General features: G+C 64.5%; 27 protein-coding genes. 3 read left to right on the top strand and 24 right to left on the bottom strand.

Going from position 1 to position 23,663, the window contains the following annotated elements:
• Positions 1 to 16: 16 nt before the first annotated feature.
• Genes flgF through flgB form a run of 5 tightly spaced genes read right to left on the bottom strand, consistent with a single transcriptional unit; the run spans position 17 to position 3,680 of the window.
• On the bottom strand, positions 17 to 760 hold the full coding sequence (gene flgF, locus DFR43_RS11705) for a flagellar basal-body rod protein FlgF (protein WP_133598900.1): 744 nt from the start codon (positions 758 to 760) through the stop codon (positions 17 to 19).
• A gap of 25 nt (positions 761 to 785) precedes the next feature.
• Complete coding sequence (flgE, locus tag DFR43_RS11700; protein ID WP_133598898.1) at positions 786 to 2,123, bottom strand: flagellar hook protein FlgE; 1,338 nt, start codon at positions 2,121 to 2,123, stop codon at positions 786 to 788.
• Positions 2,124 to 2,153: 30 nt separating this feature from the next.
• A complete protein-coding gene (locus tag DFR43_RS11695; RefSeq protein ID WP_133598896.1) occupies positions 2,154 to 2,810 on the bottom strand; it encodes a flagellar hook assembly protein FlgD in 657 nt (218 codons plus the stop codon).
• Positions 2,811 to 2,832: 22 nt separating this feature from the next.
• Positions 2,833 to 3,240, bottom strand: coding sequence for a flagellar basal body rod protein FlgC (flgC, locus tag DFR43_RS11690; protein ID WP_133598894.1), 408 nt, complete (start codon positions 3,238 to 3,240; stop codon positions 2,833 to 2,835).
• Positions 3,241 to 3,251: 11 nt separating this feature from the next.
• Positions 3,252 to 3,680: a flagellar basal body rod protein FlgB gene (flgB, locus tag DFR43_RS11685; protein ID WP_133598892.1), complete on the bottom strand. Its 429-nt coding sequence runs from the start codon at positions 3,678 to 3,680 to the stop codon at positions 3,252 to 3,254.
• A gap of 169 nt (positions 3,681 to 3,849) precedes the next feature.
• Between flgB and flgA the strand changes: the two genes are divergently transcribed.
• The 3 genes from flgA to DFR43_RS11670 all read left to right on the top strand — a co-directional run bounded on the left by flgA (position 3,850) and on the right by DFR43_RS11670 (position 5,478).
• Complete coding sequence (gene flgA / locus DFR43_RS11680) at positions 3,850 to 4,626, top strand: flagellar basal body P-ring formation chaperone FlgA (protein ID WP_164499746.1); 777 nt, start codon at positions 3,850 to 3,852, stop codon at positions 4,624 to 4,626.
• A gap of 100 nt (positions 4,627 to 4,726) precedes the next feature.
• The gene (gene flgM, locus DFR43_RS11675) at positions 4,727 to 5,083 is read left to right on the top strand and encodes a flagellar biosynthesis anti-sigma factor FlgM (RefSeq protein ID WP_133598888.1); all 357 of its coding nucleotides are present in this window, start codon (positions 4,727 to 4,729) and stop codon (positions 5,081 to 5,083) included.
• Positions 5,080 to 5,478 carry a hypothetical protein gene (locus tag DFR43_RS11670; protein WP_133598886.1) on the top strand — a complete coding sequence of 133 codons (399 nt, stop codon included), beginning with the start codon at positions 5,080 to 5,082 and terminating at the stop codon, positions 5,476 to 5,478. The genes flgM and DFR43_RS11670 overlap by 4 nt, the downstream gene beginning before the upstream one ends.
• Before the next feature lie 75 nt (positions 5,479 to 5,553).
• On the opposite strand, the gene DFR43_RS11665 is transcribed toward DFR43_RS11670, so the two are convergent.
• The 19 genes from DFR43_RS11665 to DFR43_RS11575 all read right to left on the bottom strand — a co-directional run bounded on the left by DFR43_RS11665 (position 5,554) and on the right by DFR43_RS11575 (position 23,554).
• Positions 5,554 to 6,273, bottom strand: coding sequence for an RNA polymerase sigma factor FliA (locus tag DFR43_RS11665; protein ID WP_133598884.1), 720 nt, complete (start codon positions 6,271 to 6,273; stop codon positions 5,554 to 5,556).
• A complete protein-coding gene (locus DFR43_RS11660) occupies positions 6,248 to 6,979 on the bottom strand; it encodes a hypothetical protein (protein WP_133598882.1) in 732 nt (243 codons plus the stop codon). The genes DFR43_RS11665 and DFR43_RS11660 overlap by 26 nt, the downstream gene beginning before the upstream one ends.
• Complete coding sequence (gene flhF, locus DFR43_RS11655) at positions 6,972 to 8,468, bottom strand: flagellar biosynthesis GTPase FlhF (RefSeq protein ID WP_133598880.1); 1,497 nt, start codon at positions 8,466 to 8,468, stop codon at positions 6,972 to 6,974. The genes DFR43_RS11660 and flhF overlap by 8 nt, the downstream gene beginning before the upstream one ends.
• A complete protein-coding gene (gene flhA, locus DFR43_RS11650) occupies positions 8,465 to 10,480 on the bottom strand; it encodes a flagellar biosynthesis protein FlhA (RefSeq protein ID WP_425471094.1) in 2,016 nt (671 codons plus the stop codon). Before flhA ends, flhF begins: the two co-directional genes overlap by 4 nt.
• Before the next feature lie 102 nt (positions 10,481 to 10,582).
• Complete coding sequence (locus tag DFR43_RS11645; protein ID WP_133598876.1) at positions 10,583 to 11,740, bottom strand: EscU/YscU/HrcU family type III secretion system export apparatus switch protein; 1,158 nt, start codon at positions 11,738 to 11,740, stop codon at positions 10,583 to 10,585.
• A gap of 99 nt (positions 11,741 to 11,839) precedes the next feature.
• Positions 11,840 to 12,487, bottom strand: a complete 648-nt coding sequence (locus DFR43_RS11640) for a protein phosphatase CheZ (protein WP_133598874.1) — start codon at positions 12,485 to 12,487, stop codon at positions 11,840 to 11,842.
• Between the two features lie 14 nt (positions 12,488 to 12,501).
• Entirely contained in the window at positions 12,502 to 12,885 is a 384-nt protein-coding gene (cheY, locus tag DFR43_RS11635; RefSeq protein WP_133598872.1) for a chemotaxis response regulator CheY, read from the bottom strand.
• A 54-nt stretch (positions 12,886 to 12,939) separates the two neighbouring features.
• Positions 12,940 to 13,926 carry a flagellar motor protein MotB gene (gene motB, locus DFR43_RS11630; protein WP_133598870.1) on the bottom strand — a complete coding sequence of 329 codons (987 nt, stop codon included), beginning with the start codon at positions 13,924 to 13,926 and terminating at the stop codon, positions 12,940 to 12,942.
• 24 nt (positions 13,927 to 13,950) lie between these two features.
• The gene (gene motA, locus DFR43_RS11625) at positions 13,951 to 14,811 is read right to left on the bottom strand and encodes a flagellar motor stator protein MotA (protein ID WP_133598867.1); all 861 of its coding nucleotides are present in this window, start codon (positions 14,809 to 14,811) and stop codon (positions 13,951 to 13,953) included.
• 72 nt (positions 14,812 to 14,883) lie between these two features.
• Positions 14,884 to 15,177 (bottom strand): YqjK family protein, encoded by a 294-nt coding sequence (locus DFR43_RS11620; protein ID WP_133598865.1) that lies wholly within the window; start codon positions 15,175 to 15,177, stop codon positions 14,884 to 14,886.
• Complete coding sequence (locus tag DFR43_RS11615) at positions 15,174 to 15,569, bottom strand: phage holin family protein (RefSeq protein WP_133598863.1); 396 nt, start codon at positions 15,567 to 15,569, stop codon at positions 15,174 to 15,176. The genes DFR43_RS11620 and DFR43_RS11615 overlap by 4 nt, the downstream gene beginning before the upstream one ends.
• 19 nt (positions 15,570 to 15,588) lie before the next feature.
• Complete coding sequence (locus DFR43_RS11610) at positions 15,589 to 15,903, bottom strand: ElaB/YgaM/YqjD family protein (RefSeq protein ID WP_133598862.1); 315 nt, start codon at positions 15,901 to 15,903, stop codon at positions 15,589 to 15,591.
• Positions 15,904 to 15,937: 34 nt separating this feature from the next.
• On the bottom strand, positions 15,938 to 17,743 hold the full coding sequence (gene aspS, locus DFR43_RS11605; protein WP_133598860.1) for an aspartate--tRNA ligase: 1,806 nt from the start codon (positions 17,741 to 17,743) through the stop codon (positions 15,938 to 15,940).
• Positions 17,744 to 17,840: 97 nt separating this feature from the next.
• Entirely contained in the window at positions 17,841 to 18,146 is a 306-nt protein-coding gene (locus DFR43_RS11600) for an FmdB family zinc ribbon protein (protein ID WP_133598858.1), read from the bottom strand.
• A 101-nt stretch (positions 18,147 to 18,247) separates the two neighbouring features.
• Positions 18,248 to 19,801: a ubiquinone biosynthesis regulatory protein kinase UbiB gene (gene ubiB / locus DFR43_RS11595; protein WP_133598922.1), complete on the bottom strand. Its 1,554-nt coding sequence runs from the start codon at positions 19,799 to 19,801 to the stop codon at positions 18,248 to 18,250.
• Positions 19,801 to 20,436, bottom strand: coding sequence for a ubiquinone biosynthesis accessory factor UbiJ (locus DFR43_RS11590; protein ID WP_133598856.1), 636 nt, complete (start codon positions 20,434 to 20,436; stop codon positions 19,801 to 19,803). The genes ubiB and DFR43_RS11590 overlap by 1 nt, the downstream gene beginning before the upstream one ends.
• Before the next feature lie 58 nt (positions 20,437 to 20,494).
• On the bottom strand, positions 20,495 to 21,985 hold the full coding sequence (locus DFR43_RS11585; RefSeq protein ID WP_133598854.1) for a tripartite tricarboxylate transporter permease: 1,491 nt from the start codon (positions 21,983 to 21,985) through the stop codon (positions 20,495 to 20,497).
• A 15-nt stretch (positions 21,986 to 22,000) separates the two neighbouring features.
• Positions 22,001 to 22,459: a tripartite tricarboxylate transporter TctB family protein gene (locus tag DFR43_RS11580; protein ID WP_211338651.1), complete on the bottom strand. Its 459-nt coding sequence runs from the start codon at positions 22,457 to 22,459 to the stop codon at positions 22,001 to 22,003.
• 81 nt (positions 22,460 to 22,540) lie between these two features.
• Positions 22,541 to 23,554 (bottom strand): Bug family tripartite tricarboxylate transporter substrate binding protein, encoded by a 1,014-nt coding sequence (locus DFR43_RS11575; RefSeq protein WP_211338650.1) that lies wholly within the window; start codon positions 23,552 to 23,554, stop codon positions 22,541 to 22,543.
• Positions 23,555 to 23,663: the final 109 nt, after the last annotated feature.

The following is a 23,663-nucleotide window of genomic DNA, read 5'->3' as shown; positions in this document are numbered from 1 at the left end:
TTCAGCGTGCGGAGGTTCAGCCACCCAGCCCCAGCAGCTGGCTGGCGGTCTGGTCGTTCTTTTCGGCGTTCTGGAGCATGCGCATCTGCAACTCGTACTGCCGCTGCACGGCAATCAGGCCCACCATCGCTTCGACCGCGTTGACGTTGGAGCCCTCCAGCATGCCATCGGCCAGCGTGGCCGCCGGATCGGCCGGCAGCGGCGCCCCATCGACACTGCGAAACAGGCCATCGTCGCCGCGCACGAGCCGCTGCGCCTCGTCATCGGGCGTGACCAGCTTGAGCCGGCCCAGCACCTGGGGCGCCTCGTCACCCACGCGGGCCGAGACGGTTCCATCGCGCCCGATGGTGACACGGGCGTTGTCAGGGATGTTGATGGGCGCGCCCGCGTCATCGAGCATGGGCAGCCCGGCATGGCCCACCAGTTGCCCCTGGGCCGACACTTGCAAGGCGCCGGCACGGGTATAGGCTTCGGTGCCGTCGAGCGCCTGGATGGCGAAATACGCCCGCCCGACCGCGGCCACATCCAAGTTGCGCCCGGTGCTGGTGAGCGTGCCGGGCGTATCCAGATGCCCGGCCGTGGCTTCTAGCGCAAAGGCGCGCGTCGTCGCCCCCTCGCCGCGCAGCGGCACCGAACGGAACGTGGCCAGCTCGGCCCGAAAGCCATTGGTGCTCACGTTGGCCAGGTTGTGCGAAAGCACCTGCTGCCGGTGCATGGCCGCATTCGCGCCCGACAATGCCGTGTAGATCACGCGGTCCATCGCTCACCCCCTATGACGATCCGCTTCAGCGCAGGTTCACCAGCGTCTGCTGGACCTGGTCCTGGGTCTTGATGGTCTGGGCGTTGGCCTGATAGGCGCGCTGCGCCACGATCATGTTGACCAGCTCCTGCGTCAAGTCCACGTTCGATTCTTCCAGCGAGCTCTGGCGCACCAGGCCCAGCCGGCCTTCCAGCGGCCCCCCCAACACCACGGGGCCAGAGGCGATCGTCTCCGACCAGTAGCCGCCGTTGATGGGTTGCAAACCCTGCAAATTGCGGAAGTTGCCCAGCGCCACCTGCCCCTCGGCAATCGAGACACCGTTGGAATAGCGGGCCAGGATCACCCCGTTCTCGCCGATGTCGATGGACGTCAGTTCGCCAGAGGCATAACCGTCCTGCCGCAGATCGAACACCCCGAACTTGCTGCCAAATTGGGTCAGGGTGTAGCCGGCTGTGGCGTCGCCCAGGCGCAACGGGAAAGTCAGCGTGCCATCGCTGGGTGACTGGGCATTGCCCGTATATACGACATTGGCAGCACCGGTACCCGCCTCTACGGTGATCTCATCAAGCGCTGGCGTCGTCCCGTCCGACCCCAGGAACGAAGCCACCCGCCCTGCCGCATCAAAGGTGATGGTGCCCAAATTCTGTCCGGAGACCCCGTTATCGGCACTGGCCACCACCTGCCATTCGTTGGCGGCTGGCAATTTGATGAAATACAACTGCACCGGAATCGGGACGCCTTGCGAGTCATACACATTGGTCGCGGTGCCGTAGGTTTTCTGGCCCTCGCTCAACGGGAAGCTGGCACTGACGGCGGGCGCGACGACTTGAGGTTCGCTGCGCGCATCCAGATTGGCGGTCAAAAACATCCCCTGCAAAGCCGGGTCGGGGTTGCCCCCCGTGCGCCGCGGATCGATCACCGACCCCGTGGGCAGCACCAGATCCTGGGGAACCACGCTGGTGCGCACCCCGGATTCGTTGGTCGGGAAGCCTTGCAAGCGCGAGCCGTTGTTGGTGATGATGTAGCCGTCCCGGTCCAGCTTGAACTCACCGTTGCGCGTGTAAAGCACCGAGCCGTCCGTCGAACGGACCTGAAAGAACCCGCTGCCGTTGATGGCCAGGTCCAACTGGTTGCCGGTGATTTTCAAATTACCTTGGGTGAACAACTGCGCCACGGTGGCCACTTGCACCCCAATGCCATAGTTGGCCCCGCCGGTGGCACCGAGCGAGGACGCATACACCTCGGCAAATTCCGCGCGCGAGGCCTTCATGCCCGTGGTGTTGGCATTGGCGATGTTGTGCCCGATCACGTCGAGGTTGCGGGCCGAAGCGTTGAGGCCGGACAGTCCGGTTTGGAAACTCATGGTGTGCTCCTGTGGGAAAGGGGGGTGGCCTCAGAGGAAAGCCAGAACCTGCTGGTACGACAGCGTCATGCCGCCACTGGTGCGCATGCGCAGCGCCCCGTCGATCATGGCCACCGACTCGACGCGCTGGCGCGCCAGCGGCACTGCCGTGATGCTCTGGCCGGCTCGGGTCGCGCTGATCTGCATGCCGCCCACACGCGCCGGGTCCACGCTGCCAATGGGCCACTCGAAGTTGTGCATGCCGGCGCTGCGCGGCCCCAGATCGACGGAGCCGATCACCTCGCCCGAAGTCGCCAGAATGTCCACGCGCACGCTGTCGGCCGGCTGGCTCAGGCTGAAGCTGCCTCGGGCCGTGCCCTCCTCCACCGCCAGCGCGTTGCCTTGCGCCACCACATGGCGGCCGATCAACGCCGCGCCCTGCAACCCCTGCGCCATGCCGAACTGCTCGGCCAGGCTCTTGAGGGTCTGATTCACCTGCTGGATGCCCGTGACCGTGTTGATCTGGGCCATCTGGGTCGTCATCTGCGCGTTGTCCAGCGGGTTGAGCGGGTCTTGGTTGCTCAACTGGGCGATGAACAGTTTCAGGAACCGGTCCTGCGCGGCTTGAGGGTCGGCCGCGTCGGCCTGTGCGCCGCCACGGGCGTTGTAAGCGTCGATCTCGCTGTTGCTCAAAGGGGTCATGAACATGGTGCGATCCTCTCAGGCGGCTTCATTGCCCCATTTGCAGCGTCTTGAGCAGCAAAGACTTGGCGGTATTCATCACCTCCACGTTGTTCTGGTAGGAGCGAGAGGCCGAAATCATGTTGACCATTTCCTCCACCGGATTGACGTTCGAGTGGGTGACGTAGCCCTCGGCGTCGGCGCTGGGGTGCTGGGGATTGAACACGCGTCGGTTGGGTGCTTCGCTCTCGATGATGTTTTGCACCTTCACCCCGGCCGAAGCGGGGTTGTTGCCCATCGGCACGGTCTGGAACACCACCTGCCGCGCCCGGTAGGCCTGCCCGTCGGGGCCGGCGACCGCATCGGCATTGGCCAGATTGCTGGCCACGGTGTTCAGGCGCTGGGCCTGGGCGCTGATGGCGCTGCCCGAAACCCCGAAAATGGTGAACATCGACATGATCGTTCTCCTCACTGCCCTTGGATGGCGCTGAGCATGGTGCGCACGTGCCCGTTGATGAAGCGCAGCGTGGACTCATACTGGATGGCGTTGTCAATGAAGTTGGCCCGCTGCTGGTCCATGTCCACGCTGTTGCCATCGAGGCTGGGTTGGGTCTGCACGGTATAAGCCACACGGGTGCGCTCGGCCACCCCGCCGGCGCTGGTGACGGTGCGCAGATGCCGGGCGTCGCTGCCGGCCAGCAACGGCATGGCACCGGCCCGCCATTCGGCCGGGTTGCGCACGGCGTCCTGGATGGCGGCCTTGAAATCGAAATCCCGCGCGGCATAGCCGGGCGTGTCCGCATTGGCGATGTTGCTGGCGATCACCTGCTGGCGATGCGCACGCAACTGCAGCACGTTGGAGAAAAACTCCATGCGCTGGGTCAGTCGTTCGATCATGGGCACCTCCTGGAGGGTCTGGACGCCGGGGCCACACATCACCCCGATGCCCAGATTGTCAAAAACTTGAGGCCGCGCCATGCCCTGAAAAGCCCGGTCAAGCCACGCCATTTCCAGGCTTCACCCCAGCCTTGCGGCGCTAAAGTTGGGAGCCAGGATGACGAATGCCATGCCTTCCATCGCCCGCCCCGCCCCGCATCGCCCCGCCACCCGGGGCGGTTGGGCGCTGATCGCCCGAGGGATGGCCTGGCTCGGGTGGCTCCTCGGCGCAGCATGGGTGCCTGCGGCGTGGGCCCAACCCGCCCCGGCCGCCACGGCGGCCTGGACGCGCCAGGCCCAGGACTGGATCGAACAGCAAATCGCCGCCCAGCAGACTGGCCCCTTGCCACTGCGCCCGGAAATCGAAGTCGGCGCGCTGGACAGCCGGTTGCGCCTGGCCCCCTGCGCCCGGGTAGAGCCGTATCTGCCAGCCGGCACCCGGCTGTGGGGACGCTCGCGCATTGGCTTGCGTTGCGCCGAAGGCCCCACGCCGTGGAACGTGTTTCTGCCCATCCATGTGCGTGTTTGGGGGCCGGCCTGGGCGGTGCGGCAGCCCGTGCCAGCAGGCACCCCCCTGAGCGCCGACGATGTGGAGCCGATCGAGGTGGACTGGACCGACAGCATCACCCCGGTGCTGGCCCGCCCCGAGGATTGGCTGGGCAATGAAGCCACCCGGCACCTGCTGCCGGGCCAGGTGTTGCGTCAGGGCATGGTGCGTCCCCCCCAGGTCTTCACCGCCGGCAGCCAGGTGCGGGTGCTGGTACGCGGGCAGGGCTTCACCCTGACGGCCACCGGCGCGGCACTCACCCACGGCCACTTGGGTCAGACCGCCCGGGTGCGCATGCCCAACCGCAAGGTACTCACCGGCACGGTGCTCGACGCCGAAACCGTCGAGATCGCGCTGTGACGAAAAACTGACGCCGCATTTTCCAAAAAAGGGTTAAAGTCCGCTCATGTTTGGTCGATAAAGCTCTCAAGCGCCCCTTTGCCAGGGCATGGAGAGTGTCATGAACGTCAACAGCCTGCCAGACAAGTCCGTCACAGCGGCATCCACCGGCCCCATCAAGTCCGTGGATCGCGCAGCCGTGCCTGCACCGAATGCGGCGTCGGCGGCCCCCCAAGGCAGCAGCAGCGTCGAAGTCAAGCTGTCGCCGGTCACCCAGACCATGACCAACAACGTCGCACGCTCGGGCACCGACGTTTTCAACGCAGAAAAAGTCGAGGCCATGCGCATGGCCATCCAAAACGGCTCATTCTCGGTCAACGCCGAAGCGATTGCCGACAAATTGCTGGCCAATGCCCGCGAAATGCTCAGCGTGGCCAGTGCCGGGCCGTCCGTGGCCAGCAACAACCCGCTCAAATGACCGGGCCAAGCGACTGGTCTGACGTTTCCCACCAATTGACGGCCTTGCAGGCCGCCGTGGCTGCCGCTCAGCAGGCCGCCTTGGACAGCATCGGCAGCTCGGATGCCGACGCCTTCCTCCAACAGCTTTCCGCATTGGCCGACACTCTGGCCACGGCACAACCGGCGCTGGCCCGCGCCCTGACGGCCGAGCGCCCCCCCGGTGAAGTGATCGCCCAGGTGCGGCAGGTAGGCGCCGCCATCGAGCAGTTGCTGACGCTCAACACCCGTCTGTCGGCGCAGGCGCAGCGTGCCTTGGCCGTGCTCTTCCCGCAGGACCAGGTCAAGGCTTACAGCCGCCTGGGTGGCAAAGGCCTGGGTACCGGTGGCCCGGGCAGTGGCTACCTGAAAGCCTGAAAGCGCCGCTTCCCGCCCGGCCGCAAACAGCGCGACCAGCCTATTGCTGGACGGGCGCTGGCGGCAGTGGTTTTTTCAGTGATCGCGCAGCTTCGCCCGCAGCCGGGCGATGGATTGGCTGTGGAGTTGGCTCACGCGCGACTCGGTCACCCCCAGCACGGCAGCGATTTCCTTGAGGTTCATGTCGTGCTCATAGTACATGCTCATCACGTACTGCTCGCGTTCGGGCAGCTTTTTGATGGCTTCGACCAGCGCCTCGCGCATGCGCTGGTCACTGAGCAACGCCTCCGGGTCTGCCTGGGCATCGACGGGCAGGAAGCGGTCCAGGAAATGGTCGTCGTCCTCGCCCTTGGCCCCGAGGTCCTCCAGATAGACGAGCTGGGTGCCGCGCACGCGTGCCAACGCTTCCTGGTACTCGGCCAGGGTCATGCCCAGTTCCTTGGCGATTTCAGACTCCTTGGGCGAGCGCTGCAGGCGCTGCTCCAGCCGCTGCACCGCCAGCTCGATGTCTTTCTGCAGCTTGCGCGAGCCACGCGACATCCAGTCGCCATCGCGCAATTCGTCGAGCATGGCACCACGGATGCGCTGGCTGGCAAAAGTCTCGAACTGCACGCCTTGGGAGGGCTCGAAGCGGGCCAGCGCTTCGGTCAGGCCGATCATGCCGACCTGGATCAGGTCATCCACCTCCACGCTCGCGGGCAACTTCGCCACCAGGTGATGAGCCAGACGATGAACCAGAGGGCTGTACTTGCGCAGTTGGGCGTCCCGGTCAAGCGTGCCTTTGGCGGTGTACATCTGAAACTCCGATGGTCTGATCGGCGGCTGAGGGCGGGCAACGCTCGGGCAGGTCGTCAACATGGGATCGGTTCTCAGGATCTTCCAGCACCAGTGCCGTATCCAGCACCTTGAGCACACAGGATTCGTCGGCGTCCATCTGAGCCCCGCTCGCCGCAGAATCATACCCCAGCGGCCAGACGGGGGGAACCCGTCCGAGATGGCGTTCGCAACCCTGCAGCAAAGACTGGGCAGCCGCTTCCAGGCGGCCCGGCTGCACGCCGCTACCCGCTTCCTGCAAGGCCAGCACCACGGGCCACAGCCCCGCCACCTGCCACAGCACTTTGGTGGCGTTGTAGGCTTGCACCAAGGCAGCGGGCGCGCCGGTCAGTGGGATCAGGGGGCGGGCGGTGCTGTCGGCCAGCAACACGGCCTGAGCTTCCAGGGGGGCGTGGAGCAACACGACCGAGCCTTCGGGCACACCGCGCAACCAGCGCTGCAACACCCGCCGATGACCAAGCCGGGCATCGGCCGGCCCCAGCCCGTGCACGCCTTCGACCACCGCCACCGGCAGCCCTTGTTGCTGCAAGGCCTGCTCCAGCCGCCACAACAGCTCCAGCGACCAGCGATGGCCATCGGCGCTGCACACCACGGGCAGCACCCGCATGGGGGGCTGGAGCTTGAGGGCCGACAGGCCCGCGGCCTGATCGCTGCGTCGGTCAAGCATGGCGCCCATCCAGTTGCACCCGGCCCCGGGCGGTATCGGCGAAGAACAGGGGCAGCTCCGCCGACTGCGGATCGTAAGCCGATTTGCCCCCCCCGGCCATCGACAGGCGCACCAGGGCCTGGGCATCGGCGCGCTGCCAGTCTTCGGGCACCCGCTGCCCGGTGCTCAAGCCGCGCAGCACGAGCTGATGGCGGATGAGCGTATCGAGCGCCGGGCCGAGCTTGGCAGCCTCGTCGGTCTTGGTCAGGATCACCCCATGCAACGGCGTGCCTCTGTATGCCTGGACCACATCGTCCAGGGTATCACCGTGCGCGCCCGCGTTGAGCACCAGCAGCTTCTTGATGCTGGGCGCGGACAGCAGGTCCATCATTTCCTGGATGCGTGGGTCTTTCTGGCCGATGCCTGCCGTGTCGATGATGACCATGCGCTTGTTGGCCAGCAGTTCGAGCAAATCCTGCAGAGCGGCGCGATCGTGCGCCAGATGGGCCACCACGCCCAGCATGCGGCCGTAGGCACGCAGTTGCTCGTAGCCCGCCACGCGGTAGGTGTCGAGCGTGATCAGGCCGACGCTGCTGGCCCCGTAGGCCTGCACGCATTGGGCGGCCAGTTTGGCGGCGGTCGTGGTCTTGCCCACGCCGGTGGAGCCGACCAAGGCAAACACCCCGCCTTCGTCGCAGAGTTGCCCGGCGTCTCGGTTGGTGCGCAAATTACGCGCCAGCACTTCCTGCGTCCAGCGGAAGGCGTCGGCGGCGCCATAGCGCTCGGGCAGGCGTTCCATCACAGCCCGGGCCACGGTGGGGGAGTAGCCGGCGCGGATCAGCTTGAGCAGCAAACTCGACTGGATCGGGCTTTGCTTGGCCTGCCCCATCCAGGCCAGGGTGGTGAAACGCTCCTCCATCATGGCTTTGAGGTTGTCGATCTGCTCGACCAGGCGCGCACCGGCCGATGCCGCAGGCTTGGCAGGCGCTTCGGCCACTGCGGCCGCCGGCTTGCTTTTCTCGGCGGCGGCCTCCTGGGGGCGGGCAAAAGGCAGCACCATGTCGCCCTCCAGTGCCTGAGTTTGCTGCGGTGTGCGTGGCGGCGCCGGGACGACCGGGCGGGCAGGCGACTCGGCGGGGGAAGCGCCCTGCAGCGCCTCCCGCCGCTTGCGCAGCATGCGCTCGCGCACATACTCCTGGAACGACAGCGTGCTCATGGCCAGCATCTCGGTGTCCTGCGCCACGCTGGACTTGGCCGACAACGGCGGCAATTGCCGGGCGGCGCGCTGCTCCAGGCTCAAGCGGGAACGTTCGCTGCGGCCCCGAGCAGGCAGCGTGGCCGGGGCGGCATGGGTGGCGACCTGCGCCAGGTGTTCCTCGGCCGTGGCCACGACTTCGAACCCGTTTTCCGTCGATCGGCTCGACAGGATGACCGCGCTGTCGCCAAAGACCGCCTTGGCCTGGGCCATGGCTTCGCGCGAGTTGGGGGCGATAAAACGTTGGGCGTTCATGCGGGTTCTCCAAGAATCGGGCCGATTCGGATGAGATGGGTGTCAGGGATTTCGCTGTGCGCCAGCACCTGCAGGCGCGGCGCGGCGCGGCGCAACAGGCGGGCCATGGCCGCACGGATGGCATCGGGCACCAGCAGGCACGCCGGCACGCCTTTTTCCTCTTGGGCATTGGCCACTTTGGCGGCCGACTGGGTGAGCATGTCGGCCACGCCAGGGTCCAGAGCCGCCATGCCCTGCCCACCGAGGGCTTGCGTCAGCAGGCGCTCCAGTCCGGGCTCGATGGCGATCACTTCCAGCTCGTTGACCGGTCCGTAAATCTGCTGCACGATGGCCGGGGCCAAGGCCTGGCGCACGCGGCGCGCCAGTTCGGCCGGGTCCTGCGTCTGGCCGGCATGCTCGGCCAAGGCCTCGATGATGGTCCGGATGTCGCGGATGTTCACCGATTCTTCCAGCAGCAGCTGGAGAACCTTCTGAAACACGCCGATCGACACCATGGCAGGAACCACCTCTTCGATGAGTTTGGGGGCCAGTTTGGCCACATGGGCCACCAGTTCCTGAACCTCGGTGCGGCTCAGCAGCTTGGCGGCATGAACTTGCATCAAGTGTGACAAATGCGTGGCCAGCACGGTCTCCGAATCAACCACGGTGTAACCGGCCATTTGCGCGTTTTCTTTCTGGCGCTCGTCGATCCAGTGCGCCGGCAGCCCAAAGGCCGGGTCGGTGGTGGGCGACCCGATCAGCGGCGTCCTGATGTGACCGGGGTTGATGGCCAGGTATTGGCCCGGGAACACCTCGCCCTCACCCACCACCACTCCGCGCAACGTGATGCGATAGGCGCTTGGGCGCAGTTCGAGGTTGTCACGCACATGCACGGCAGGCGGCAGAAAGCCCACGTCCTGCGCGAACTTCTTGCGCACGCCTTTGATGCGGGTCAGCAAGTCACCCTGGCGGGTCTTGTCCACCAGCGGGATCAGGCGATAGCCCAATTCCAGCCCCAGCAGGTCCACCGGCTGCAAATCGTCCCAAGTGGCCTCGGCGTCGGCCGCTGGCTGGGCGGCCGCTGCGGCCTGCTGCGCCTCCAGCTCGGCCTTGGAGGGCTGTTGCTGCATGCGCCAAATCCAGAACGCCACCGAGCCGATCAGCACGGCAAACGTCAGAAACACCACATGCGGCATCCCCGGCACCACGCCCAGCAGGAACAGCACCGACGCGGTCACCCCCAACACTTTGGGCGAGTCGAACATCTGGGTCACGATCTGGTCGCCCAGTTCCTCGTCTTTCCCCACGCGCGAAACCACCATGGCCGCGGCCACCGAAATCAGCAACCCGGGGACTTGCGCCACCAGCGCATCGCCCACGGCCAGGGTGATGTAGCTGTCGGCCGCCTGGCCGGCGCTCAGGCCGTGCTGCAGCATGCCGATGGCGAACCCGCCAATGATGTTGATCAGCAGAATGAGGATGCCGGCAATCGCATCGCCACGAACGAACTTGGAAGCACCGTCCATGTTGCCGAAGAAGTCGGCCTCCTCGGCCACCTCAGCACGGCGACGCTTGGCTTCCTTGTCATCGATGATGCCGGCATTGAGGTCGGCATCGATGGCCATCTGCTTGCCGGGCATCGCATCCAGCGTGAAGCGAGCGCCCACTTCGGCAATCCGCTCCGCGCCTTTGGTGATGACGATGAAGTTGATCACCACCAGAATCAGGAACACGATCACACCGACGGCAAAGTTCCCGCCCACCAGGAAGGTGCCGAAGGCCTCGATCACCGCGCCGGCGGCGCCCGGGCCGTTGTGCCCTTCCATCAGCACCACCCGGGTGGAGGCCACGTTGAGCGACAGGCGCAGCAGCGTGGTCAGCAACAAGACGGTCGGGAACGCCGCGAAGTCCAGCGCCCGCTTCATGTAGGCGGCCACCATCATCACCGTCAGCGCCAGGGCGATGTTGAGGGTGAAGAAGGTGTCGAGCATCCACGGCGGCAGCGGCAGCACCAGCATCGACAACACCACCATCACCAGAATGGGCGCGGCCAAGGCCGGACCGCGCCCCCGGCGCTGGTCCAGCCATTGCTGTGCGGTTTGCAGGAACACGTTCATGGGGCTACGGCGTGACGGTTAACGGGCAGTGGGCGCGGGCGTGCGTCCGCGGTGCGGGTCCAACTCCACAGGCACCTGGGGCTGCGGCGGCTCGCCGGGCATGGGGCCTTCGCCACGCAGCGCGGCGCGCAACCGGTACACATAGGCCAGCACCTGCGCCACGGCGGTGAACAGGGCCGCAGGCACTTGCTGATCGATCTCGGTATGGGCATACAGCGCGCGGGCCAGCATGGGGGCCTGCAGCACCGGCACCTGGTGCTCCTTGGCCATGTCGCGGATGCGCAGCGCAATCAGATCGGCCCCTTTGGCGATCACGTGCGGCGCGGCCATGGTTTTTTCGTCGTATTTGAGCGCCACGGCATAGTGGGTCGGGTTCATCACCACCAGGTCGGCCGCCGGCACGCGACTGACGCTGTTGCCCTGCGCAATCTCGCGCTGGCGCTGGCGCAACTTGCCCTTGATCTGCGGGTTGCCCTCGGTCTCTTTGTGCTCGTCCTTGACTTCCTTGAGTGACATCTTGAGCCGGTGGCGATGCAGGTATTGCTGCAACGGCACATCGATGAGCGCCACCAGCAGCACCACGGCCAGCAAGCCCCCCACGCCCACCATGAACCAGCGACCCAACTGGCTCAGGGCACTCTCCAGCGGCCGCAGCAGCAAAGTGCCGAATTCGGCCAGATGCGTGCTCACGAACAGCGAGGCCACCGCCGCCAGCATCACCGTGATGCCGATCAACTTCAGCACCTCGAAGAGTTGCTGGCGCGAAAACAGCCGCTTGAAGCCGCTGATGACCCCAATTTTGGAGAGTTCCGGCGTCAGCGGCTTGGCACTCCAGGCATACGAGCCCACGGCGATCTGCGCCAACGCGGCACCCACCGCCACGATCAACCCCAGCGGTAGAAAAAACAGCAAGGCTTCACCCAGCACCAGTGCCAGGTTTTCCAGAATCACTTCGGGGTGACGAATGCTGTGCGCATCGAACGTGAAGCTCAGTTGCATCGCCTGGCGGATCCGTTCATACCCCCAGGGCACGAACACGAACAGCACCACCATGCCCCCACCCAGCACGGCCAAGTTCGAGAGATCCTTGGCACGGGGCACCTGCCCGTCCTGCCGGGCTTTCTGCAACCGCCTGGGGGTGGCGGGCAGGTTTTTGTCTTGGGTCGAGGAGTCCATGCGCGGTCAAACGAATCGTTGACCGCATTGTCTGGCGCAGGAAGGATTTCTAAAGCGCGATGAAGCCGGGCTTTTCCGGCCAGTTTCGCGCAGCGACGCTCAGAAGCCCAGGCTGGAGAGCAGGTCGTCCACGTCTTGCTGGCTGGTGACGACGTCGGTCCGGCCCTCCGGGTTGACCACCGGGCCCGCCAGCGCCTCGCGCGAACTGGGCGCGGGCTGACGGGACTTGCTCTCGGACTCGGCTGGCGGCATGTTGGGCGCCGTTTCCAGCAGCAACTGAAGCAGCTGCTGCTCGATGGTCGCAGCCAAAGAGACGACCTTTTGTATCACCTGTCCGGTCAAATCGTGAAAGTCCTGCGCCATCATGATCTCGGTCAGGTGCGCGTCGGTGCGCTCGGTGCTCTGCTGAATCTTCTCCGACCATTCCACCAATTCGGGCATGGCCCACTTCAGACCCGGCACGCCCCGGATGGTCTCGACCAATTGGCGGCTGTGCTGGCGCACCGCGTCTTGCTCAGCCTTGGCCTCATCGACCCAGTTGAGCACTTTCTCGGCCGCCTGGCCAGTCAGACGGGCGATGTATTCCAGGCGGCTTCGGGCGTCCGGCAACTCCTCCACCGTGCCTTTGAGCATGGGCGCATAGCCCAGCTCATGCAAGGCATCATGCAGCTGGCGGGTGATGGCCCCCAACCGCTGATACATATCCGCGACTTGATGGTTGGGATTCGGAATGGGGGAATTGCTCATGCCGTCGCCCCTACTCACCAGCCCATCTTCTTGAAGATGTTGGCGAGCTTTTCTTCCAGCGTGGCCTTGGTGAAGGGCTTGACGATGTAGCCGGCCGCCCCACCCTGCGCGGCGGCAATGATGTCTTCCTTGCGGGCTTCGGCCGTGACCATGAGCACCGGGATGTGCTTGAGCTTCTCGTCCGACTTGATCTGGTTGAGCAGCTCGAAGCCGTTCATGTTGGGCATGTTGATGTCGCTGACCACGAAGTCGAATTTGCCGTTGCGCAGCTTGTGCAAGGCCACCACCCCGTCTTCGGCCTCGTCCGCATCGGCATGGCCGATTTCCTTGAGCAGGTTGCGCACGATGCGGCGCATGGTGGAGAAGTCGTCAACGATCAAAAAACGCAGTTCGGGCATACGTGGCTCCGTGAAGGGAGAACTTCTAGTGTAAAGGCTAAGGCCGGCCAACGCTCATTGGGATGGGCCCTGAGGCGTCATCGGCGCAGGCAAGGGCAACGCCCCCGCTTCTGGCACGGAGCCGGGGCTGGATGCGTGACCACCCCCCTGCAGATCGGCTGACGAGAGCCGATAGCCTTGGGCCATGCGCTCCTCGGCCTCCTGGGTGAGCACGAGGATGCTGATGCGCCGGTTCACCGGATCGAACGGACGGTCGGCCAGCAAGGGCTGACTCGACCCCATGCCCACCACGCGAGCCAGCTTTTCATCCGGCAGCCCAGCCGCCACAAGCTCGCGCCGGCTGGCATTGGCACGGTCGGCCGACAGCTCCCAGTTGCTATACCCTCGCGCTCCGCTGCCGTAAGGGGTGGCGTCGGTGTGGCCGGAAATGGAGATGCGGTTGTCCACCTCGGCCAGGGCGGCGCCAATTTCGCGGAGAATTTCGCGCATATAGGGCCGCACCAATGCGCTGCCGACGTCGAACATGGCCCGGTTCTGGTCATCGACGATCTGGATGTTGAGGCCGTCTTGCACCATCTCCATGCGAATCTGGTCGCGGAATTCGGACAGCCGGATGTTGTTGTTGATGACGGTTTCGATTTTGTTGCGCAAGCCTTCGATGCGCTGGCGCTCCAGCCGCATGGCCTCCTCGCGGATCACCTGGGCCCCGAGCTCTCGAGCGGCCAATTGCGCGTCGCCGCGCGCCATTTCACCGGTGGTGCGGGTCAGGTCGTCGCCACCACCGGGGAGGATGCTGTCACTGGCTCCGCTGCCCGGGCCGCCAAACAGCGTCACCATCAGCGGCGCATTGAAGTAATCCGAAATCCCCTTGCGATCGGCCTCGGTGGTGGAGCCCAGCAGCCACATGAGCAGGAAGAAGGCCATCATGGCCGTCACGAAGTCGGCATAAGCGATCTTCCAAGCCCCCCCGTGCGCACCATGCCCGCCTTTTTTGACGCGCTTGATGATGATGGGTTGAAGCGGTTTGCCCGAAGCGGCCATGGTCGTGACGCCCAGCGTGATCGGTTACTTCTTCGTCTTGACGTGGCCTTCGAGCTCGGCAAACGTCGGGCGCTCGGTGGAGTAGAGCACCTTGCGGCCAAATTCGATGGCGGTCATGGGAGCGTAGCCCTGCATGCTGGCCAGCAGGGTGGTCTTGATGCACTGCAATTCCTTGGTGCCTTCTTCCATTTTCTGCTCCAGCAAGCCGGCCAGCGGCTCCACGATCGCATAGGCCAGGAAAATGCCGAGGAAGGTTCCCACCAGGGCCGAGCCGATCATGCCCCCCAACACCGCTGGCGGCGAGCCCACGGCGCCCATGGTCTTGATCACCCCCAGCACGGCGGCCACGATGCCAAACGCCGGCAACGCGCCGGCCAGCCGGGTGAAGGCTCCCACCACCGCATGCTCTTCCTGGTGATGGGTTTCGATCTCGCTGTCCATGAGGGCCTCGATCTCGTGCGCGTTGAGGTTGCCAGACACCATCATGCGCAGATAATCGGTCACGAACTCGACCACGTGGTGATCGGTACCCACCGTGGGGTATTTCTGAAACAGGGGGGAGGCTTCCGGGTTTTCGACATCGTTCTCGATGGCCATCAACCCTTCTTTGCGGGCTTTTTGCAGGATTTCGTACAGCAGCGCCAGCAACTCCATGTAGCGTTCTTTGGTGTACTTGCTGCCTTTGAGCGCCTTGCCGAACGAACCCGCCACTTTCTTGAGCACTTTGGGCTGGTTGTTGACGGCGAATGCCCCCATGGCGCCACCCATGATGATGAGCATTTCGACCGGCAGGGCCACCAGGATCACGCCGATGTTGCCGCCGGCGATGATGTAGCCGCCGAACACGCAGCCGATTGCAACGATGTATCCAATGATGACCAGCATGTGTGCTTCAATCCCGATGGCAGTGCGAACCCATTCTATCGGCAGCGTGTGGCAAAAATGCAGAGGAATAACTCATACCCCCTGCCCTGTCCAAAGCCGGCGCACGCGCATGTAGAGCCGCCAGGCGCCCCAGCCTTTCCACGCCCAGCGCAACCAGCGACGCGGACGACGCAGCACCAACAAGGCCAGTGCGCTCAGCGGCACCCAGGGATGATCCCGCATCCAGCGGGCCGTGTGACGCGCCTGCTCGGCCGCCTGAAACCATGGCGCAACGGCATGCCCATGAGCGGTCAGGCGCTCACGCAACAGTGCCGAGCGCTGCACCAGTTCGGCGCGGCGCATCCAGAGCGCTTGGCGGGCGTTCATGGGCGCAGTTGCTGGGCGTCACGCGCCAGTTCCTGGGTGGTGGCTTCGAACCAGCGTTGGGTTTCACGCAGCCGCTGCCGCACGATCCACACCGCCACGGCTCCCAAGGTGAGAAAGACCCCCGAAAACAGTGCCAGCGCCAGGGCACGGTGAGAATCCCACAGCAGCACCGTCAGCAACACGGCCACGAAACCCAGCCCGAGACTCAGGCAGATGGCGGCAGCCACTGCCCAGGCCATCATCTCGACCACGCCCAAGGCGTGGTCACGCGCCTCGACGCCGAGCAGCTCGATACGCACGCGCAGCAGTTGCAGCCCGTCGTGTAACCACCCCTTCAGCCCCGAAAGCAGGGTTTGCGGGGGTGGCCCGTCGGAGCGGTCGTCCTGCGACATCGCCGAGCCGCCCTGCGTGTCAGCGGCGGCTGATCAGCAGACCGACGATCAGACCGAGGCCCGCCGCCATGCCAATCGACTTCCAGGGGTGCTCATGCACATAGTCGTCGGTGGCCCGCGCCACTTCCCGGGTCTTGACGCGCAGCGCATCTTCCAGGTCGCCCATTTTGTGGCGGGCATTGCGCAGGTTTTCCTGCATGCGCTCGCGCAACTCGGTGATGCGCTCGCCGGTGTGGCTGGCGGTGGCCGCCAGCAGTTCCTCGGCATCGGCCATCACGACCTTCAGATCGGCCATGAGCTTGTCTTTGGGCGGTTGCTGTTGGGCTTGAGTCATCGTCGGCTCCCGTTACGGTTGAATGGACACTATATCAGGCAGATGCAGGCGCCGCGACAGGGTTCCGCAGCCGGATGTGCAGTTCACGCAACTGTTTCTCGTCCACCGGGCTGGGGGCCTGCGTGAGCAGGCACTGGGCGCGCTGGGTCTTGGGGAAGGCGATGACGTCGCGGATGGACTCGGCTTTGGTCATCAGCGTGATGAGGCGATCCAGGCCGAAGGCGAGGCCACCGTGCGGGGGCGCGCCATACTGCAGGGCATCGAGCAGGAAGCCGAACTTCGCCCGCGCTTCCTCTGGGCCGATCTTGAGCGCCGAGAACACCTTGCTCTGCACGTCGGCCCGATGGATACGGACCGAGCCGCCACCCAGTTCCCAGCCGTTGAGCACCATGTCGTAGGCCTTGGCCAGGCACTGGCCCGGGTCGGTGTCCATGAATTCCTCGTGGCCGTCTTTGGGCGAGGTAAAGGGGTGGTGCATGGCGTTCCAGCGCCCCTCCTCCTCGTCGTATTCGAACATGGGGAAATCCACCACCCACAGCGGCGCCCAGCGGTCCTCGAACAGCCCTTGCTTCTTGGCGAATTCGCTGTGGCCAATCTTGATGCGCAACGCGCCCATGGCGTCATTGACGATTTTGGCCTTGTCGGCGCCAAAGAACAGGATGTCGCCGTTTTGCGCGCCGGAGCGCTGCAGGATGGCGGCGATGGCCGCATCGTGGAGGTTCTTGACGATGGGGCTCTGCAGACCGTCGCGGCCCTGGGCGATGTCGTTGACCTTGATCCAGGCCAGGCCCTTGGCGCCGTAGATTTTGACGAATTCGGTGTAGGCGTCGATCTCGGAGCGGCTCATCTCGGCGCCCCCAGGGATGCGCAAGGCCACCACGCGGCCATTGGCCATCTGCGCCGGGGCGCTGAACACCTTGAAGTCCACATCGGCCATCACGTCGGTCAGTTCGGTGAATTCGAGCTTGACGCGCAGATCGGGCTTGTCGGAGCCGAAACGGTGCATGGCCTCGGCATAGGGCATGACCGGGAATTCGCCCAGATCCACCCCGATGGTGTTCTGGAACACGGTCTTCATCATGCCCTGGAACATGGCACGGATGTCCTCCTCGGTGAGGAAGGAGGTTTCGATGTCGATCTGGGTGAACTCGGGCTGGCGGTCGGCGCGCAAGTCCTCGTCACGGAAGCATTTGGTGATCTGGTAGTAACGGTCGTAACCCGCCACCATGAGCAGCTGCTTGAACAGCTGGGGCGATTGCGGCAGGGCGAAGAACATGCCGTCGTGCACGCGGCTGGGCACGAGGTAGTCGCGCGCACCTTCGGGCGTGCTCTTGGTCAGCATCGGGGTTTCGATGTCGATGAAGCCGTTGGCGTCCAGGAACTTGCGCACCTCCATGGCCACGCGGTAGCGCAGCATCAGGTTGCGCTGCATGTAGGGGCGACGCAGGTCCAGCACGCGGTGGGTCAGGCGGGTGGTCTCCGAGAGGTTGTCGTCGTCGAGCTGGAACGGCGGCGTCACCGAAGGGTTGAGCACGTGGATTTCGTGGCACAGCACCTCGACCTTGCCGCTTTTGAGGTTGTCGTTGGTGGTGCCGGCCGGACGGGCCCGCACCACACCCTTGACCTGGATGCAGAACTCGTTGCGCAGACTCTCGGCGATCTTGAACATCTCTGGGCGGTCGGGGTCGCAGACCACTTGGACATAGCCTTCGCGGTCCCGCAGGTCCACGAAAATGACGCCGCCATGGTCGCGACGGCGATTGACCCAGCCGCACAAAGTCACGTTCTGGCCCAGCAGGGCCTCGGTCACCAGACCGCAGTATTCGCTACGCATCGCCATACACTTTGCTTTCAAGTGAAGGCCGGCGCGCATCCGCCGGCCAGGGGGTGTGAAATCCAGCCACCACCCTGACGCGGCAGCCGTGAGAAACGAGGAATCAGTGACAGGCGCAAGCCGTGCCGCAGGGGGTGGCAGACGCCGCCTCGCCGCCGCTGGAGGCCGGGGCCTCGGCCGCTTTGGCGCCACCGGTGGCGGCCGCACCGGCAGCCGCGCCACTGCCCCCGTTGCGGAAGTCGGTGACGTACCAGCCGGAACCTTTGAGCTGGAAGCCGGCTGCCGTCAGCTGCTTCTTGAAGCTGGAGGCCCCGCAGGCCGGGCAGTCGGTCAGCGGATCGTCGGAGATTTTTTGCAGAACGTCCTTGGTATGACCGCAGGACTCACACTTGTACGCGTAGATGGGCATGATGATTACCTGTGCAAACCGGGGATGATCTGAAAAAGGAAGTCAACCTGCCATTATATTTGAGGGCCTGCCGGCCGCGCTTCAAGCCCTAGCCCCGTCCTTCACCACAGGCCGACGCGCAGATACATTTGCATGAACAGCAGCCCCAGCACGAAGCCCAGCCCGCCGTAAATGAGGCCCTGCAGCAGGCGGTTGGTGCGGCGCTGTTCGCGCACCAGGTCTTGCACTTCGCGGCGCAAGTCGGTCGGGCGCTGGCGCAGGTAGTCGTGCAGCAGGCGCGGCAGCTCGGGCAGCAACTTGGCATACAGCGGCGCCTCGGCCTTGAGCTGGCTCCAGAATTTCTTGGGGCCGACCTGCTCCAGCATCCACTTTTCCAGAAACGGCTTGGCCGTGCTCCAAAGGTCGAGATCGGGGTCGAGCTCGCGCCCCAGCCCCTCGATGTTGAGCAGGGTTTTTTGCAGCAATACCAGCTGCGGCTGGATCTCGACATGGAAGCGGCGCGAGGTCTGGAACAAGCGCATCAGCACCAGCCCCAGGGAGATTTCCTTCAAGGGCCGGTCGAAATACGGCTCGCACACGGCCCGGATGGCCGCTTCCAGCTCATCCACCCGGGTTTCCGGGGGCACCCAGCCGCTTTCGATGTGCAATTCGGCCACGCGCTTGTAGTCACGCCGGAAAAAAGCGGTGAAATTCTGCGCCAGGTATTCCTTGTCGAACTGGGTGAGCGTGCCAACGATACCGAAATCCAGCGAGATGTAGCGGCCAAACGTCTCGGGCTCGACGCTGACCTGGATGTTGCCTGGGTGCATGTCGGCGTGGAAGAAACCGTCGCGGAACACCTGGGTGAAGAAGATGGTCACGCCATCGCGAGCCAGCTTGGGAATGTCCACCCCGGCCGCCCGCAGCCGGTCCACTTGATTGACCGGCAAGCCCTTCATGCGCTGCATCACCAGCACATCGGTGCGGCAGTAGTCCCAGTACATTTCTGGGATGAGGACGAGTTGCAGATCCTCCATGTTGCGCCGCAACTGCGTGGCGTTGGAGGCTTCCCGCATCAGGTCGAGTTCGTCGTGCAGGTATTTGTCGAACTCGGCCACGACTTCCCGCGGTTTCAAGCGGCGCCCATCGGCCGAGAGCTTTTCCACCCACCCCGCCATCATGCGCATCAGGTCAAGATCTTTTTCGATGACGGGCAACATGCCCGGGCGCAGCACCTTGACGGCGACTTCCCGCCCATCTTTGAGCACGGCGAAATGCACTTGCGCAATCGATGCGCTGGCCACCGGCGCCTGCTCGAACGTGGCAAATACCGCCGACAGGGGCTTGCCGAACGCCCGCTCGATGGTGGCCACCGCCACGGCCGAAGGAAACGGCGGCACGCGGTCCTGGAGCTTGGCCAGCTCTTCCGCAATGTCCAGAGGCAACAGGTCGCGCCGGGTGGAGAGGACCTGACCGAATTTCACGAAAATCGGCCCCAGCCGCTCCAGCGCCTCCCTCAGCCGTTGCCCGCGCGGGGTGTCGAGCCGGCGCCCAATGGTGATGACGCCACGCACGGCACGGACCACCGGGTTGCGAAAGCCCGACAGCACCAGCTCGTCGAGCCCGTAGCGGAACACGACCCAGACGATGAACGCCCCTCGAAAAAACCGCCGGATCACTGTGGGGCCCCGTTGCGTTCATGGTCACCCGTGGCGCTGCCCGCGCCAGAGGCCCCCGGCTGGCCGGGCATGCGAGCCGCCACCTGGTCGCGCCATTGCCGCGCCTGGCCGGCGGCCTGCTGCACCCAGGCCTGGAGGCTTTGCAGCACGCCCTTGACGCCTTGGACCAAGCCATGCGCCGCCGCGTCGCCCATGAAACGGGACAGGTCCTCCTCCACGTCCCAGCGCACGTTGTCCACCAGCCAGGCGATTTCGGCGGCGAACTGCACATCGCCTTGAATGTCCACGGCGGGCTTGTGGCCAGCGGCCAAGGTCTGCATCAAGGCGGGCACATCGGTCTGGGTGAGCGTGACGCGCAGATCGGCCTCGGTGGCGCCAGCATCCACCGCAAACAGCCCGGCCGCCGTGACCTGCAAACCCATCGACAGACGCCCCCATTCGGCCTGCAAGACCTTGCCCCGCTGGCGCCGCAGCCGCTCCATGGCCTGAGGCTCCTGCATCAGCACATGATTGAGAAACAGCACCAGACGGTTCTGCAATTCGCCGCGCAGCCATTCTGGCGGTGGCGGCAAGGCCGAGGCGAGCTGTGCCAGCAGATCGGTTGGGGGGAACGGAAAAGGGGGCTTGGTCATAAGCCCCCGATTTTGACGGATAAAGCCGTCACTGGTCGTTGCCAGAGCCAACCACTCATCAGTGGCGAGTCCGGCGCAGGCGTCGCCACAGAGGCGGCAGAACCAACGAAACCACTGCAATGCCCAGCAAAGTGGCCGAGATCGGTTTTTCCAAAAAGACCATCCAGTCGCCACCCGAAATCTGCAACGCCCTGCGCATGTTCTCTTCCATGATGTCGCCCAGGATCAGGGCGAGAATCATCGGCGCGACCGGGAAGCCGTTGAGCCGCATCAGCAAGCCCACCAGACCAAAACCCAACAGCAACAACAGATCGAAGGTGGTGAACTTGAGCCCGTACACACCGATCATGCAGAACAGCAGGATGAGTGCCAGCAGCATGGGACGCGGCACTTCCAGGATGCGCGCAATGTACGGAATCAGCGGCAAGTTCAGGATCAGCAGGAACAGGTTGCCGATGTACATGCTGGCAATCACGCCCCAGAATACGTCAGGGCGTTCGGTCAGCATCATGGGGCCTGGCGTCACCCCCATGACCAGCAGAGCACCCAGCAGCACAGCCGTGGAACCAGACCCCGGCACCCCCAGAGTGAGCAGGGGCACGAACGAGCCGCTGCAGGCCGCGTTGTTGGCCGCCTCAGGCGCGGCCACGCCCTTGATGTTGCCTTTGCCGAAGGTGTGGCCGTCCTTGGCGATGCGCTTTTCGGTGATGTAAGCCAAAAAGGACGCGACCGTCGCTCCCGCCCCAGGCAACACACCAACGAAGAAACCCTGGGTGGAACTGCGCACCACCGGGCCAGCGATCTCCCGCACCTCCTGGCGGCTGAGTTTCAGCGAGCCCAGGGCCTGCTGAACATAGCCCTTGGCATCGCGCCCTTTCAGGAGCATGACGAACACTTCGGCCAGGGCAAAGACGCCGAGTGCAACCACCAGAAAGTCGATCCCCTGCAAGAGATGCAGGGAGTCAAACGTGTAGCGTTGTGTGCCGGTCTGCCGGTCAATACCGACGATGGACACCATCATGCCGAATACGGCTGCCATCAGCCCCTTGACCAGGGACTTGTCCGAGAGGCTGACCACAGCCGTCAGCCCCAGAACCATCAGCGCAAAATACTCCGGTGGACCGAAACTCACGGCCACTGAGGCCAACATGGGGGCCACCAACATCAGTCCAATCACGCTGAGGGTTCCCCCGGCAAACGATGCCCAGGCCGCAAGCGCCAGCGCTTTGCCCGCCTGCCCTTTTTTGGCCAACGGAAAACCATCGAACGAGGTAGCCACGGTGCCCGCCACCCCCGGAGCGTTCAGGAGGATCGATGAGGTCGACCCCCCGAAAATGGCCCCGTAGTAGACCCCGGACATGAGAATCAGCGCCGAAGTGGGGTTCATGGAAAAGGTGATTGGAATCATCAGCGCCAACGCGCTGATCGGCCCCAACCCCGGCACCATGCCGATAATGGTGCCGGCGAAAACACCGATGAACACATACATCAGGTTGCCCGGCTGCAGAGCCACGCTGAAGCCGAAAAGAATGCTGTCAAGCACGTCCATGTCGATTCCTTGGCGTCAGATGGGCAGCCAGCCGGCCGGCAGGTGGATGTTCATGAAACGGGTCATCACCAGGTACAAACCCAGCGGCACGGCCAACGACACGATGGCATTGATGGCGTGGCGCCGGAAACCGTAAAACCACGTCAGACCGGCAGTCAGCAGGAACGAGGCCAGCACAAAGCCCATCCACCCCAACGCAAACGCGTAGATAACGATGGCCACAGAGGTCACAACCACCGACCGCCAGCGATCCCAGAGTGTGCGTGCATCTTCCTCCTCTGGGAGGACGGTGGTACCGTCCCTCTCAAAAAACAGCCAGACAGACAACCCCAGCATCAAAACGCCCAGCAGTTTGGGAAAAGCGTCTGAATCGATAGGGCGAGGAATGGGGAAGACCGGGATCTGAAACGCGGCCCAGAGATAAGCGACAGACAGCAGGCCGATGATCAGCGCCAGGATGCGATTGGCACTCATGAACATTCTCCACGCAAAACACGCACGAAGGCTGGCGGCCCCTTACAGGAGGACGCCAGCCGAAAAGCTTGGCCACGACAATCAGCGACGCACCAACCCCAAGTCGCTCAACACCGTGCTGAATTGCTTGTGCTGTTCATCCAGGAAAGCGCCAAACTCGGCACTGTTCTGGTAGGCATCGATCCATCCGAGTTGGTCACGCGCCTGGGCCCAGGTTGGTGTCTTGAGCATCCGGGCATACATATCCTGGTAGTAGGCCACGGCTTCGGCAGGCATGCCTGGCGCGCCCATGATGCCGCGCCAAATGTCGAAGGTGAAGTTGATGCCCTGTTCCTGGTAGGTGGGCACATCCGGAATTGAGCTCATGCGTTTCGGCCCGGAAATGGCCAACGCTCGCACCTGACCGCCCTTGAGTTGGGCCTGGGCCTCGCCAGCACCAGTGATCACCGCTTCCACGTGGCGACCGAGCAGATTGGTCATGGCTTCACCACCACCCGAAAACGCGATGTAGTTCAGTCGGTTCGCCGCCACGCCTGCCGCTGAAGCGGCTCCCGCGATCGAGATGTGATCCATCGAGCCGGGCGCCGAGCCGCCACCCACACTCAGGTTGGGACGGGCTTTGATGGCCTCAAACAGTTCCTTCGCATTTTTGTAGGGTGCGTCGGTGCGCACCAGCAGGATGGAGTAGTCGGTGATCAGGCGGGCGATTGGGGTGAAGTCCTTGTGCCCAAAACGGGACGCGCCCGACAGCGGCACCAGAATGATGGGGGGACTGGCTGCAAACAGCACGTGCGGGTTGCCGCGCTTGGCCGCAATCTGCGCCCACGCCACTGCACCGCCACCGCCCGGGGTGTTGATCGGCGCAAAGTTGACAGGCGCCAGACGCTCCTCCTGAATCACCCGCGCCGTGGTTCGGATCAGAGTGTCCCAGCCCCCACCCGGGTTGGCCGGTGCAATGTATTCCACCGCCTGCCGCGGCTGCCAAGCCTGCGCCCAGGCCATGCCCAACGGGCTCAGCGCCATGCCGGACAAACCAGAGGCGCCCATCCACTTCAGCACATCGCGGCGTGCTAGGCCATTCGGGGGGGTGTTCATGTCGTCATCTCCTGTTGGGGTGTGCCACAAACGCCTCGGGCCTGTCGGCATCGCGGCGTTGACTGGATGCTAGGAGCCTCTCCCCAAGCAGACACCCGGGTTTCCCCTG

It is taken from the genome of Tepidicella xavieri, from assembly GCF_004363315.1.
Taxonomy (GTDB): domain Bacteria; phylum Pseudomonadota; class Gammaproteobacteria; order Burkholderiales; family Burkholderiaceae_C; genus Tepidicella; species Tepidicella xavieri.
The sequence above is the reverse complement of the archived record's forward strand: the minus strand, read 5'-3'. Positions and strand labels throughout refer to the sequence as shown.